The sequence below is a fragment of the Methylococcus mesophilus genome, from assembly GCF_026247885.1.
GTDB classification, from domain to species: Bacteria; Pseudomonadota; Gammaproteobacteria; order Methylococcales; family Methylococcaceae; genus Methylococcus; species Methylococcus mesophilus.
This window is the reverse complement of sequence record NZ_CP110921.1, coordinates 3,092,415-3,105,000: the sequence shown is the minus strand read 5'-3', so window position 1 is coordinate 3,105,000 and position 12,586 is coordinate 3,092,415. Positions and strand designations below refer to the sequence as shown.

The following is a 12,586-nucleotide window of genomic DNA, read 5'->3' as shown; positions in this document are numbered from 1 at the left end:
CCGATCACATGCTCGGAAGTCGCGATATCGCCGCTTATTTGTGCCGGGCGCTCGCCGTCCGCCCCGGAGAGACCCGCCGGGACGGGCGAGTCAGCCTTGCCCTCACGTCCTGCACAGGCCTGTGCGAACAGGGACCGGCCGGCCTGATCAACGGTTACGCTATTCCACGACTCACCCCCGAGCGGGTCGATCGGATCGTCGAACTCATTAACAACGACACGCCGCTGGGCGACTGGCCCGGGGAGTTCTTCGCCGTCGAGGAAAACATCCGGCTTGCGGACAGGCTGCTCGGCAATCCGGTCCGGCCGGGCACCCCGCTGGAGCGCGTTCTGGCTCAGGGCAGGGAAGCAATATTCAAGGAAATCGAAACCTCCCAGCTTCGCGGCCGAGGCGGCGCGGGCTTCAATACCGCCTGGAAGTGGCGCTTCTGCTATGAAGGTCCCGAAGAAGTCGCCGTTTGCCCGCCCGGCCAGCCCGCCGCCCAAGCCGAACGCTACGTCGTCTGCAACGCAGACGAAGGCGAACCCGGTACCTTCAAGGACCGTATCCTGCTGCAAAGCCACGCCGACCAGGTTTTCGAGGGCATGACGGTCTGCGCCCATCTGGTGGGGGCGAAGCAGGGATTCCTCTATTTGAGAGGCGAATACCTCTATTTATATGACCGGCTCGAAGCCGTGCTGGCGGCGCGGCGGCGCGGAGGGCTGCTCGGGAAGAATATTCTGGGACAGGAGGGCTTCGATTTCGACATCGAAATCCGGCTGGGAGCCGGCGCCTATATCTGCGGAGAAGAATCCGCCCTCATCGAGTCTCTGGAAGGCAAGCGGGGCGTGCCGCGCAACCGCCCACCCTACCCAGTGACCCACGGGTATCTCGGCAAACCCACCGTGGTCAACAATGTGGAGACCTTCTTTGCAGCCGCCGCCATCACCCTGCACGGCGGCGAGTGGTTCGCCTCGGTCGGCACCGAGAAATCCAAGGGCACCAAGCTTCTGAGCATCTGCGGCGACTGTAGCCGGTCCGGAATCTACGAGTATCCGTTCGGCGTCACGATCGCGCGGATTCTCGAGGACTGCGGCGCGGCGAACGCCTTGGGCGTGCAGATTGGCGGCCCTTCCGGAACCTTAATTTCCGACAAGGAATTCGACCGCAGGCTCGCCTACGAGGATCTCGCCACCGGCGGCTCGTTCATCGTGTTCAACCGGACCCGGGACGTGATCGAGGTCGCCCGAAATTTCACTCAGTTCTTCGCCCACGAAAGCTGCGGGTTCTGTACGCCCTGCCGGGTCGGAACCTCCCTGCTTAGGAATCTGCTGGACAAGATCGCCGAAGGTCACGGAGCGACGGGCGATCTCGCCGAGCTGTCCCGGCTGGGACGTTTCGTACGCGGCGCCAGCCATTGCGGGCTTGGACAGACCGCCGCCAATCCGATTCTGAGCACGCTGGAGCGCTATCCTGAAATTTATCAGGCGCGACTCAAGACGATCGACTTCGAACCGGGCTTCGATCTGGACGGAGCGCTCGCCACCGCCCGGCGCCTGAGTGGCCGGGACGACGCGAACGCCCATCTGTCACAGTCTTAAGTCATTAGGAGAGCACCGTGATGAAACCCTCCATCCAGATCGACGGCAAGCCCATCCCGTTCGCGGAAGGCCAGACCATCATGGAGGCCGCCACCGCGGCGGGAGTCTACATCCCCCACCTGTGCCACAACCCGGAATTCGAGCCACACGGCAGCTGCAAGCTGTGCACGGTGAGGGTGAACGGCCGCAATTGCTCGGCCTGTACCTTTCCCGCGGCGGACGGCCAGGAGGTGCTCAACGACACCGCCGAGCTGAACGAGCTGCGCCGCACCATCACCGAACTGCTGTTCGTGGAAGGCAATCATCTGTGCCCGTCCTGCGAGAAAAGCGGCAACTGCCAGTTGCAGGCGGCCGCCTATTTCCTCGGCATGGTCGACGCCCATTTCCCCTTCTTCTATCCCGCGCGGGAGCTGGACGGCTCGCATCCCGACATCCTGCTCGACCGCGACCGCTGCATCTTCTGCGAACTGTGCGTGCGTGCCAGCCGCGACGTGGACGGCAAGAACGTGTTCGCCATCGGCGGACGCGGCATCGATTCGCGGCTCATCGTCAATTCGCCTTCCGGCAGACTCGCGGACACACCGGTCGCCGCCACCGACAAGGCCGCACAGGTCTGCCCGGTGGGAGCCATCCTGGTGAAACGGCGCGGCTTCGAGATACCGATCGGAGAACGCATCTACGATCGGCACACCATCGCCGAAGAAAGCCTGGAACGCGAGGAGCCAATCGTGGAGAGCCGCCATGACTGAAAAACTCACCGTCGCCACGACTTCCCTAGCCGGCTGCTTCGGCTGCCACATGTCGTTCCTCGACATCGACGAACGGATTTTGGCCCTGGCGGAGGTCGCCAGCTTCGACCGCTCGCCGCTGACGGACATCAAGCACTGCGGCGATAAAGTCGATTTAGGGCTAGTCGAGGGCGGCTTGTGCAACGCGGAAAACGTCCACACGCTGCGCGAGTTCCGCAAGCATTGCCGGATCCTGGTCGCCGTCGGCGCCTGCGCCATCAACGGCGGCCTGCCCGCGCTGCGCAACCACATCCCGCTCGAGGAGTGCCTGGACGAGTCGTATCTCAACGGCATCGGCGTCGAGAATCCGCAAATGCCGAACGACATCGAACTGCCGCTGCTCCTTAATAAGGTGCATCCGATCCACGAGGTCGTGAAGGTCGATTATTTCCTGCCCGGCTGCCCGCCTTCGGCCGACACGATCTGGAAGTTCCTCAGCGATCTGGCCGCCGGTCGGGAGCCGTCTCTCCCGCGCGAGCTGATTCACTATGATTGATGATGGCATAATGGCGAGCCAATCCTGCGCTGGATACGGCACCCGACAGACCTGAACACAAGATGCTCACTTACCCCGCCATCGATCCCGTCGCCGTCGCCATCGGCCCGCTCAAGGTCCACTGGTATGGACTGATGTACGTCATCGGCATCGCCGCCACATGGATACTGGCTCGGCGGCGGGTGCAGCGGAGTGCGAAACCGCTGTTCACCCCGGCACAGGTCGAAGACCTGGTTTTCTACTCTGCCATCGGCGTGGTCGTCGGCGGACGGGTCGGCTATGCGCTGTTCTACAATTTTCCCGGCTTTCTGCGTGACCCGCTGATGCTGTTCCGCGTATGGGAAGGAGGCATGGCCTTTCATGGCGGCCTGATCGGCGTGCTGATCGCCATGTATGTCTACGGCCGATCCCAGGGCACCCGGTTTTTCGACGTTGCCGACTTTCTCGCACCTTACGTGCCTATCGGCCTCTTGGCCGGGCGTATCGGCAACTTCATCAACGGCGAGCTCTGGGGCAAGCCCAGCGACGTGCCCTGGGCGATGATCTTCCCCAATGGCGGCGACGTGCCGCGCCATCCATCCCAGCTTTACGAAGCCTTTCTGGAAGGGCTGGTCCTGTTGGTCATCCTGCAATGGTTCAGCCTGCGCTCGCCGCCGCGCATGGCGATCAGCGGCATGTTCCTGCTGGGCTACGGCGCGTTCCGCTTCGCCGTCGAATTCGTCCGGCTGCCGGATGTGCAACTCGGCTATCTCGCCCTCGGCTGGCTGACCATGGGCCAGATCCTGTGCCTGCCGATGATCCTGTTCGGCATCGTCCTGCTGGCCGCCGCCTACGCCCGCCGCCCCGCCTGAATGCGCCCGTATCTCGACCTGCTGCGCGACATCCTCGAGCACGGCAGCGCCAAAGAGGACCGGACCGGCACCGGCACCCTGAGCGTGTTCGGACGCATGATGCGGTTCGATCTCGGCAGCGGGCTGCCCCTCGTCACCACCAAGAAACTGCATCTGCCCTCGATCATTCACGAACTGCTTTGGTTCGTCTCGGGCAGCACGAATGTCCGCTACCTGCAGCAGAACGGCGTCTCGATCTGGAACGAATGGGCGGATGAAAACGGCGAGCTGGGTCCCGTGTACGGGCACCAATGGCGCCACTGGGCCAAGCCGGACGGCAGGGTCGTCGACCAGCTCGCCGGGCTGGTGGCGCAACTGCGCCGGAATCCCGACTCTCGCCGCCTGCTGGTGAGCGCCTGGAATCCGGCCGACGTCGAAGCCATGGCGCTGCCGCCGTGCCACTATGCTTTCCAATGCTATGTGACGGAAGGAAAGCTGTCGCTGATGTTCCAGATGCGCTCGGTGGACGTGTTCCTGGGACTGCCGTTCAACATTGCCAGCTATGCCCTGCTCGCCTCGATGCTGGCCCAGCAGGCCGGCCTCGCGCCGGGCGAACTGATCTGGTGCGGCGGCGACGTGCACCTGTACCGGAACCATCTGGAGCAAGCGCAGCTGCAACTCGAGCGCGAGCCCTACTCGCCGCCGATGCTGAAATTCGCCCGCAAGCCGGACAGCCTGTTCGACTACCGCTACGAGGATTTCATCGTCGAAGGCTACCAGGCCCATCCGCACATCAAAGCTGAGGTGGCCGTGTGACGGGATTACCGGACATCTCGATCATCGTCGCCATGGCGCAGAATCGGGTCATTGGCGCGAACAACGCCATGCCCTGGCATTTGTCCGCCGATCTCAAGCGCTTCCGCGCCCTGACCCTGGGCAAGCCCATCCTCATGGGGCGCAAGACCCACGAATCCATCGGCCGCCCCTTGCCCGGGCGCCAGAACATCGTCTTGACCCGCTCGGTTGATTTTTCCGCCCCCGGCTGCACCGTGGTGCACGATCTCGGCGAACTGGCGGCGGTATGCGCCGGAGCTGCGGAACTCATGGTCATCGGCGGCAGCGCCGTGTACCAAGTCCTGCTGCCGCAGGCCAAGAAACTCTATCTGACCCTGATCCATCACGACTACGCCGGCGACACCTTCTTTCCGGAATTCGCCGCCGAGGACTGGCGTGAAACCAGCCGCGAAGACGTCCGGGACGATCCGGATTTCCCCTGGCCCTACAGCTATGTGGTGCTGGAGCGCGCTTCGCCGGAGTCCCGCTGCCAATGACCGGACTTGCCGCCGATCTTCTCCAACAGGCGCACCGACTCGATGCTCATTCCACGGTCGACCGCCTTGCACATGTCGTAGATAGTCAGCAGGGCGACCTGGGTGGCGGTCAGCGCCTCCATCTCCACGCCGGTCTGGCCGACGGTCTGGACCGTGGTCTGGCAGCGAATGCGGCTGGCCTCCGGCTGAGGCTCCAGCGCGAGATCGACATGGGTGATCGGAATGGGGTGGCAAAGGGGAATCAGGTCCGCGGTCCGCTTGGCGCCCATGATGCCGGCGATGCGGGCGATGCCGAGCACATCGCCCTTCTTGTGCCCGCCCGCCATGATGAGCCGCAAGGTCTCGGGCAGCATGGCGATGTACCCCTCGGCCACCGCCGTGCGGGTAGTGCTGGGCTTGCCGGCGACATCCACCATGTGGGCGTCGCCGGCAGTGTTGAAATGAGTGAACTTAGGCACGCTCGGCTCCGTACCGGGAAAAGAAGAGCGTATTTTAGTGCCTGATCCGCGGGTGGGGCGAACGCGATGAACCTCGAAATGGCCCGGCTGTTCCGAAGCATCAGCCACGGCGTCTACGCGATCGGCGTCGCTGACGCCGAAGGGCCCAACGCCTTCACCGCGGCCTGGGTGATGCAGACCTCGTTCGATCCGCCCATGCTGGCGCTCAGCATCAACCCCATCTGCAAGTCTTATCGGAAACTGATGGCCGGCGGTTTTTTCAGCGTCAACGTGGTGCCGGCAGACCGCCCCGAATGGGCTGGGCACTTCGCCCGCCCGGCCACCAGCGACAAGCTGGCCGGCATCGCGTGGACAGCCGGCCAAGGCGGCATTCCTTTGCTGGCGGATGCAATCGCCTGGTTCCAGTGCCGGCTCGCCGGGACTCTGGCCAGCGGCGATCACATGGTGGCCGTCGGCCGAGTCCTCGACGGCCGATTCAACTTTCCCGAGCGCGAGCCGCTGAGCTACCGCGACACCGGCAATCTGGACGGCTCCGCTGCACTGTATCCCGATGACTTCTGAACCCGATTTTCTGCCGAAGGACTTCATCCAGACGGCGGAAGGACTTCATTTCGCCATCGTCGACGGCAACTCCGAAGATGGCCGGCTGCTCTGCACCTTGCGCTATATCCCGACGGACGACGGCCGGCTGCGCAAGCTGAGCACGGCGGAAGCCGCGACCTTCCTGCAGGCACACCATCCGGATTATCTGCGCCTTTCACATCGGCTGGACGTTGTGCTGCCGGCGGTGCCGGTCGAATCCGTCGTCAGGCATTTCCGTCCCCGCGACCGGGTCCGAACCCTCTTCACAGGCCAGCCCTGCGACTCCATCGAAGCCAAGGCCTGCCGGCTGCTCGGGCTCTTCGCCGCGGGAGGGCTGAACCTGGCGGAATTCGGCCTCACCGGCTCGCTCCTGATCGGCGCCCAGACCCCGGCTTCCGACATCGACCTGGTGATCTACGAGCCGAGCACCTTCGACGCGGCGCGCACCCTGGTGGCGAAAGCGACCGCGGACGGTCGGCTGAGCGCGCCGGGACAAGCGGACTGGCGGGAAGCCTACGAACGCCGCGGCTGCACGCTCGGCTTCAAGGACTATCTCTGGCATGAGCGGCGAAAATTCAATGTCGGCCTGATCGAAGGCACCAAGTTCGACCTGACGCTGGTTCTTCCTCGCCCCCTGGACCCTGTTCAATCCGCCGCCAAACGCGGCCCCATGATTTTGCGCGCCACGGTGACCGACGACCGGCGGGCATTCGAATCCCCTGCCCGCTACCGGACCGATCACCCCCGAATCGGCGAAATTCTGAACTTCACCCATACCTATGTCGGACAGGCGCGGACCGGGGAAAGGATCGAGGCCTCCGGCCTGATCGAAGCGCTTCCCGACGGCACCGAACGCCTGATCGTGGGCAGCAGCCGGGAAGCCCCCGGCGAATACATCCGGGTCCTTCACGATGAAACAGACTGATACTCCCATCGCCGGCCTCAAGGCGGCCATCCTGGACATGGACGGCCTCGCAATCGACACCGAAGCGACCTACGTCGCCGCCTGGCGCGGCGCCGCCACCGAACTGGGGATCGAGCTCGACGAAGCCTTCTGCCAATCGCTGTTCGGCTGCCATGCCGATGCGGTCAAGCAGCGGATCGGCGACTACGCCGGCTCGCTACTCGATATCGACCGCTTCGACGAGATCGCCACCCGAATCTGGCACCGGCACGTGGAGGCCCATGGCGTCGCTCCGATGCCCGGCCTGGAGAATCTGTTGAGGTATTTCCGCGAACGGAATCTGCCTTACGCACTGGCAACCAATAGCGAAGCCCGCTTCGCCGGCATCTGCCTGGAGCGGTCGGGAATGGCGAGCCTCTTCCCGCTCATCGTCACCCGCGATCAGGTCGCCCAGGGCAAGCCTGCGCCGGACCTGTACCTCGAAGCCGCCCGCCGCTTGGATTTGGCGCCCGGCCACTGTCTGGCGCTGGAGGACTCGGAAGCGGGCATCGAGTCCGCCGCGCTTGCTGGAACCTTCGCCGTGCTGGTCAACGGCCGACGGCCGGCAAGCTCCCGCGAACGGCGCTTCGCCCGGCTGCATCTGGCCTCCCTGAATGACGTGTTGGCGCTGTGGAATCAAGGAACATCGGCCGACAAGGCTTACCCCAAGGCCGCCACTCTGATATAAGATGCAGCGTCCTTTGTCGTGAGAGAGAAGCAACCGGCATGATCGGCGCCATAGCCGTACTTTTCGTTGCCTACTGGTTCTACCGCACCGCCCTGCGGCTGAAGTTGCCCCCGGTCGCCTGGGCCGCGGGCGGCGTAATCGTCTATTACACCGGCTTCGTCGTCTGGCTCTATCTGGTCCTGAAACCCCTGCTGGGAGACTCCTTCCGCCATCATACCTTCCTATTGGGGCTGGGGATGGACCTCTCCTCAGTGCTGGTCGGAACCCTGCTCGCCGCGCTGTTCCGTGCGAAGGTCATGTTGAAACAGGGCGATGCCCCTTACGAAAAGCACTTCTGACGCGGAAAGCAAACGCCAGCCCCGACCCCGAAGCAGCCGCCGTTCCTGGTTTTCCGCCTCGCGAATTCATCGATATCTTCGTACTGCGGGCGCAGGCAGGTAGGCGCGCCCCCGGCCTTTCAAACAGGAATCCGAATGCTGCCTCTCTCCCTGTTCCAACTGCACCATCTGCGTAAGCTTCCCCTGATGCGCATACTGTTTCCAATTTTGGCGGCATGCGCCCTTTTCGTCGGCGTGCCGAAGCTTTGTCTTGCGGGCGATCACGGCCCGGTGGGCCCCTTGGACCTGACCCGGCATTGGGCCGGCTACCTTGCCGTGCTGATTTTCTTCCTCGCCTATTTCCTCGCCATGGCCGAGGAAGTGACGGAACTTCGGAAGTCCAAGCCGATGGTGTTCGCCGCCAGCGTGATCTGGGGCCTGATCGCGGCGGTTTATGTGGGCGGCGGAATGCCGGAGCAGGCTGGCGTGGCGTTCCGCGCCTCCCTGCTGACCTATGCGGAACTCTTGCTGTTCATCCTGGTGTCGATGACCTACCTCAACGCCATGGAAGACCTAGACGTGTTCGAGGCCCTGCGCTGCTGGCTGCTGGGCAAGGGATACAGTTACCGGCAACTGTTCTGGCTGACCGGCATCCTCGCCTTCATGATTTCCTCGGTCTGCAACAACCTGACCACGGCGCTCCTGATGGGCGCAGTCGTCATGGCGCTGGGCAAGGACTGTCCGCGCTTCGTCACGCTTTCCTGCATCAACATTGTCATCGCGGCCAACGCCGGCGGATCGTTCAGCCCCTTCGGCGACATCACGACACTGCTGGTGTGGCAGAAGGAAAAAGTACCCTTCATCAGCTTCTTTCATCTGCTGGTCCCGTCGATCGTCAATTTCGCCTTGCCCGCGGCCTGCATGTTCCTGTTCCTCCCCCGGCACCGGCCGGCCGCGGTGGACAAGTCCATCCCCATCAAAAAAGGCGGAAAGCCCATCATCTTGCTGTTCCTGCTGACCATCGTCACGGCGGTGTGCTTCGAAAACTTCCTGCATCTCCCGCCCGCGGCCGGCATGATGGCGGGACTGACGTATCTGAAGTTCTACAGCTTCTACCTGCAAAAGAAGATGGCCCGTATGGTAGCCGAAGCAGAACCGGACGAGCGCGTCGCCGAAGATGAATCATTGACCGGGAACGACGAGTTCGACATCTTCAAGAAGGTGTCCCGGCTGGAATGGGACACCTTGCTGTTCTTCTACGGCGTGATGTTGAGCATGGGTGGGCTGAGTTTCATCGGCTATCTGGAATACATCTCCGAATTCCTCTACGCCGATCCGGACCGGACCACCTTTGCCAACATTCTCGTCGGCATCGCCTCGGCCTTCATCGACAACGGCACCATCATGCTGGCGGTACTCTCCATGGACCCGCACATCTCGCAGGGCCAATGGCTCCTGGTGACCCTCACGGCCGGCGTGGGAGGCAGCCTCCTCGCCATCGGCTCGGCCGCCGGGGTCGGCTTGCTCGGCCAAACCAAGGGTTACTACTCCTTCGGCGCCCACCTGAAATGGGGACCGGTGATCCTGCTGGGCTATTTCGCCAGCATCGGCGCGCACTTCTTGATCAACCGGTCGTACTTCTAGGACGGTGAGCCTAGATTATTTCACCCTCGACCTGCTGCGCCAGAATCAGGCGAGACGGATGATATAACGCCACACCGCAAACGAAATTCGGCGCCGATCCGCGGCAAATGGGCAACGGAGGTTTTGAAACCTCCAGCTGCCGATAGTCCGAAAAGAAATTGGAGAGCGGCGAAGCTCGGCTCTGAAACCACTTTCAGAACCCGGCTTTCGTGTCGTGAAGATACCATCACTGGACGCTCTCAGGATGGCGATCACCAGGGACAGCCTTTGTCCGCACCCTTGAATTCCGCCGGCTCATTCTCCTGGCACCGTTCTTTTCGGCGCCCCCAACACCGCTTGACGGCGGCTCATGCCGAGCGCACCATTTTGCTCGAAACAGGCAGCCAACCCTATCGAGTCTCTTGGCTTCGTTATGAAGCTTTGCAAAATCGCGGGGTTTATTGCCCTACCGGCCTATGTCCCCCTTATACAGGCCAACGAGGCATGCCATGAAAGCTTTCCGGCCAGAATTCCCCTTTTATGCGCTGATAGCCTGCACGGCGCTAATAACTGCTTGCACCAGTCCGGGCTACAACAACAATCCCTCCCAGCAGATTACAAACGCCAGGGTCGGCTGCCTCGGGGCCACGGATTTTTTTTCGGTTTATTTCAGCTTGCATGTCCAACCGTCCGGTCAATCAGGGGATACAAGAATAACAAGGGAGCTGTTTCAGTCTTACTGCAATGACATACCAGCACCAGGCAAGATATTTTTTACAGCCGACCTGATTGGTAACGAGCTCAGAAAATCTCCCATTGTAATCAGTGTCACCGAGCAGCAGTCCGCAGACAGCGGTGGAGACGCAGGGAGCCTAAAGGAGCAACGCACGGTGGTGACAGTACCACCCACAATTTATTCCAAAGGCATCATCGAATCGAATTTTGAACTTAACAAAAATGGGTATTACTCCATTTACTTGATTAGAGGTGGTGCAGACTCAACCTCAGAAGAAGACAAACTGAAAATACCACTTAGCGTAGGCGTCGACTCTGGCGCAAGACTTTCGATCAAACAAATCACGGCCATACTCAGCATACCATTTAGCCTGGCACTAACCGGCTTCGTGGCCTTCCGATATTTACGAGGGCGCATGGTTATTTAGTTGGCCCAGATGTGGCATTGAAGAGCCTGTCGCGGGCAACTTCGCGCTCCTCAGCCAGCTCCGACTCGCCCTGGTCAAGTAAATTTGGAGTCCGCCACGGGCTCAGCCGTGTGGAAAGCTTGCCAGAACTCCCGCTCCAGTTCGAACTCGCGCCCCTGGTAGACCGGCGAAAAATGAAACGGCGTCGGGAACTTGACGCCGGCCCTACGTGCGATGGTTCCGGCCTGGCGGGCGGTGAGGTGGTACTTCCGGGCCGCGCGCTCCTTGAGTTCGTCGCCGAACACCGCCTCGATGAAGCACTGGTCGGCACCCGATGCCAGTGCCACTATACGCCCTGCGTTCGCCTCGTGATAGACGGCGTCGGTGACGTAGGCCGCTTTCTGCCCTGCCGAGACATGCACGATGGATCGGGCCAGTTCCCCCAGGCGATAGTCCGCCTCCCCCAAACAGCCTCCGTCACGCCTCACCGCCCGGATCGGCGTGTCTTCGTGCTGCCCCGTCAGCAAGGCGTGCTTGAGGTCGCGCACCCAGGCGCCCGGCTCCAAGCCGCGTTCCGCCAAGCGGTTTTTCCACACGTTGAGGTGGCGTTTCTCCCGCAGGGCGAACGCGAGGCAGGGCGTCGCATGGTCCAGGACCGCAAATTCGACCGCCAGATTGAGCTCGTCCAGCAGCCGGCGATTTTCTATCGGAAATTCGGTTTCCGCCTCCCGGCGAAAGGCGGTGCGGCAGCGAAACGACGCCCTGCGCCCGAGGGTTTCGGTCAGCACCTCGGTCACTTCGAGGGAGAAATCGGTGGCGTAGTTTCCTACCAGATTCCAGGTATAAGCCGAGAGTTTGTGCTCGACCTGGGCCAGGAAACCCACCGGCCCGAACAGGCGGATGCGGAGATCGCGCCCCAGGCACAGCCGTAGCAGCCAGTCGAATCCGAAGAAGTGATCCATGTGGGCATGGGATACGAACACATCGCTCAGGCGCAGAATCTTGCGGACCGGCAACGCGCATATATCGCCGAGATCGAACAACACCGCGCGCTTCTCGAATAGGAAATCCACATAGACCGCCGGGTCCCCACAGGGGCCGTTCACCAGGGCGGGATGGAAGACCGGTTTCACGGCGGTGTTTCTCGAGTTCGGTTCCTGTCAGCGCAGGAGCAAGAGCACGATCGAGCCCAGGTTGGAAAGCCGCAGGCTATTCGTCTTCCGAATAGGCGGTTCCGCCTCCCTTCGCCCGCTCCTCTTCCTCGGTTTTTTCGGGCGCCTCCGCCGAAGGCTCGGTCTCCAGCGGTATCGTCTCGGGCCCTTCTTCCTCGAACAGGGCTTCTTCTTCCCCGGCTTCGTCCGAAATCTCTTCCGTCGGCCGCTCTTCCTGTTTGACCACTTCTTCCAGCGGTTCCGACCAGTCCTCGGGGCGCGTGTCGGTAATCTCGGTGCCGCCGAGATCGTCCAGTTCGGCGACGTCCATCGGGCCGCTCCAGTTTTCGGGTTCTTCGATGAGTTCGATCGGAAGCAGGTACCAGGTGTCGAGGTCGATCTCTTCCAGGTCGCCGTCGAAATGCTGGATTTCGACGGTGCGGGCGTCGTCGTCGATGGCGACGACGGTAAACGACTGCCCCTTGTCCAGATGCCGGTACCAGTTGCCGACGATCGGATCAGCTTCGGAGTTCATTGCGTACCTCCTATTACCGCGCTTTGAAACGCGAAAAGGCTTGGCTGGCAGATACACGTTAGCACCGCCCCAAGGCCATGGCGACACTCGCCCCCAAAGAAAACGGGCCGGCGTGAAAGCCG

General features: G+C 62.3%; 15 protein-coding genes (1 of these 15 running past the window's edge). 12 read left to right on the top strand and 3 right to left on the bottom strand.

Annotated features, from left to right (window positions below):
• From OOT43_RS14770 to OOT43_RS14745, 6 genes are all read left to right on the top strand, one after another.
• A protein-coding gene (locus OOT43_RS14770) for an NAD(P)H-dependent oxidoreductase subunit E (protein WP_266021330.1) crosses the window boundary here: on the top strand, window positions 1-1,580 show its 3' portion. 253 nt of this gene lie to the left of the window's left edge; the window shows 1,580 of its 1,833 coding nt (coding positions 254-1,833); its start codon lies off the left edge, out of view; it ends in the stop codon at window positions 1,578-1,580.
• Window positions 1,581-1,600: 20 nt separating this feature from the next.
• On the top strand, window positions 1,601-2,329 hold the full coding sequence (locus OOT43_RS14765) for a 2Fe-2S iron-sulfur cluster-binding protein (protein WP_266021329.1): 729 nt from the start codon (window positions 1,601-1,603) through the stop codon (window positions 2,327-2,329).
• Window positions 2,322-2,864 (top strand): NADH-quinone oxidoreductase subunit B family protein, encoded by a 543-nt coding sequence (locus OOT43_RS14760; RefSeq protein ID WP_266021328.1) that lies wholly within the window; start codon window positions 2,322-2,324, stop codon window positions 2,862-2,864. The genes OOT43_RS14765 and OOT43_RS14760 overlap by 8 nt, the downstream gene beginning before the upstream one ends.
• 62 nt (window positions 2,865-2,926) lie before the next feature.
• Window positions 2,927-3,715 (top strand): prolipoprotein diacylglyceryl transferase, encoded by a 789-nt coding sequence (gene lgt, locus OOT43_RS14755; protein ID WP_266021327.1) that lies wholly within the window; start codon window positions 2,927-2,929, stop codon window positions 3,713-3,715.
• The gene (locus tag OOT43_RS14750) at window positions 3,716-4,510 is read left to right on the top strand and encodes a thymidylate synthase (RefSeq protein WP_266021326.1); all 795 of its coding nucleotides are present in this window, start codon (window positions 3,716-3,718) and stop codon (window positions 4,508-4,510) included.
• Complete coding sequence (locus tag OOT43_RS14745; RefSeq protein WP_266021325.1) at window positions 4,507-5,025, top strand: dihydrofolate reductase; 519 nt, start codon at window positions 4,507-4,509, stop codon at window positions 5,023-5,025. The genes OOT43_RS14750 and OOT43_RS14745 overlap by 4 nt, the downstream gene beginning before the upstream one ends.
• Here the strand turns inward: OOT43_RS14745 and moaC are convergent.
• Entirely contained in the window at window positions 4,980-5,483 is a 504-nt protein-coding gene (moaC, locus tag OOT43_RS14740) for a cyclic pyranopterin monophosphate synthase MoaC (protein ID WP_266021324.1), read from the bottom strand. The genes OOT43_RS14745 and moaC overlap by 46 nt on opposite strands.
• Window positions 5,484-5,549: 66 nt before the next feature.
• On the opposite strand from moaC, the gene OOT43_RS14735 reads away from it, so the two are divergent.
• The 6 genes from OOT43_RS14735 to OOT43_RS14710 all read left to right on the top strand — a co-directional run bounded on the left by OOT43_RS14735 (window position 5,550) and on the right by OOT43_RS14710 (window position 10,799).
• Window positions 5,550-6,044, top strand: a complete 495-nt coding sequence (locus OOT43_RS14735) for a flavin reductase family protein (RefSeq protein WP_266021323.1) — start codon at window positions 5,550-5,552, stop codon at window positions 6,042-6,044.
• On the top strand, window positions 6,034-6,990 hold the full coding sequence (locus tag OOT43_RS14730) for a nucleotidyltransferase domain-containing protein (protein WP_266021322.1): 957 nt from the start codon (window positions 6,034-6,036) through the stop codon (window positions 6,988-6,990). Before OOT43_RS14735 ends, OOT43_RS14730 begins: the two co-directional genes overlap by 11 nt.
• A complete protein-coding gene (locus OOT43_RS14725; RefSeq protein WP_266021321.1) occupies window positions 6,977-7,696 on the top strand; it encodes an HAD family hydrolase in 720 nt (239 codons plus the stop codon). The genes OOT43_RS14730 and OOT43_RS14725 overlap by 14 nt, the downstream gene beginning before the upstream one ends.
• Before the next feature lie 38 nt (window positions 7,697-7,734).
• Window positions 7,735-8,034: a hypothetical protein gene (locus tag OOT43_RS14720; RefSeq protein ID WP_266021320.1), complete on the top strand. Its 300-nt coding sequence runs from the start codon at window positions 7,735-7,737 to the stop codon at window positions 8,032-8,034.
• 135 nt (window positions 8,035-8,169) lie between these two features.
• Window positions 8,170-9,657 carry a sodium:proton antiporter NhaD gene (gene nhaD, locus OOT43_RS14715; protein ID WP_266021319.1) on the top strand — a complete coding sequence of 496 codons (1,488 nt, stop codon included), beginning with the start codon at window positions 8,170-8,172 and terminating at the stop codon, window positions 9,655-9,657.
• A 488-nt stretch (window positions 9,658-10,145) separates the two neighbouring features.
• Complete coding sequence (locus OOT43_RS14710; protein ID WP_266021318.1) at window positions 10,146-10,799, top strand: hypothetical protein; 654 nt, start codon at window positions 10,146-10,148, stop codon at window positions 10,797-10,799.
• A gap of 74 nt (window positions 10,800-10,873) precedes the next feature.
• On the opposite strand, the gene OOT43_RS14705 is transcribed toward OOT43_RS14710, so the two are convergent.
• Both OOT43_RS14705 and OOT43_RS14700 read right to left on the bottom strand, forming a co-directional pair.
• A complete protein-coding gene (locus tag OOT43_RS14705; protein WP_266021317.1) occupies window positions 10,874-11,911 on the bottom strand; it encodes a ribonuclease Z in 1,038 nt (345 codons plus the stop codon).
• A gap of 76 nt (window positions 11,912-11,987) precedes the next feature.
• Entirely contained in the window at window positions 11,988-12,464 is a 477-nt protein-coding gene (locus tag OOT43_RS14700) for a DUF6763 family protein (protein ID WP_266021316.1), read from the bottom strand.
• Between the last annotated feature and the right edge of the window lie 122 nt (window positions 12,465-12,586).

What these genes read in the sequence shown, in the direction of transcription:
- OOT43_RS14725 (WP_266021321.1), top strand. Translation starts at nt 6,977, where the DNA reads ATGAAACAGACTGATACTCCCATCGCCGGCCTCAAGGCGGCCATCCTG.
- OOT43_RS14710 (WP_266021318.1), top strand. Translation starts at nt 10,146, where the DNA reads ATGAAAGCTTTCCGGCCAGAATTCCCCTTTTATGCGCTGATAGCCTGC.
- OOT43_RS14765 (WP_266021329.1), top strand. Translation starts at nt 1,601, where the DNA reads ATGAAACCCTCCATCCAGATCGACGGCAAGCCCATCCCGTTCGCGGAA.
- OOT43_RS14735 (WP_266021323.1), top strand. Translation starts at nt 5,550, where the DNA reads ATGAACCTCGAAATGGCCCGGCTGTTCCGAAGCATCAGCCACGGCGTC.
- OOT43_RS14720 (WP_266021320.1), top strand. Translation starts at nt 7,735, where the DNA reads ATGATCGGCGCCATAGCCGTACTTTTCGTTGCCTACTGGTTCTACCGC.
- OOT43_RS14760 (WP_266021328.1), top strand. Translation starts at nt 2,322, where the DNA reads ATGACTGAAAAACTCACCGTCGCCACGACTTCCCTAGCCGGCTGCTTC.
- OOT43_RS14750 (WP_266021326.1), top strand. Translation starts at nt 3,716, where the DNA reads ATGCGCCCGTATCTCGACCTGCTGCGCGACATCCTCGAGCACGGCAGC.
- OOT43_RS14700 (WP_266021316.1), bottom strand. Translation starts at nt 12,464, where the DNA reads ATGAACTCCGAAGCTGATCCGATCGTCGGCAACTGGTACCGGCATCTG.
- nhaD (WP_266021319.1), top strand. Translation starts at nt 8,170, where the DNA reads ATGCTGCCTCTCTCCCTGTTCCAACTGCACCATCTGCGTAAGCTTCCC.
- lgt (WP_266021327.1), top strand. Translation starts at nt 2,927, where the DNA reads ATGCTCACTTACCCCGCCATCGATCCCGTCGCCGTCGCCATCGGCCCG.
- OOT43_RS14730 (WP_266021322.1), top strand. Translation starts at nt 6,034, where the DNA reads ATGACTTCTGAACCCGATTTTCTGCCGAAGGACTTCATCCAGACGGCG.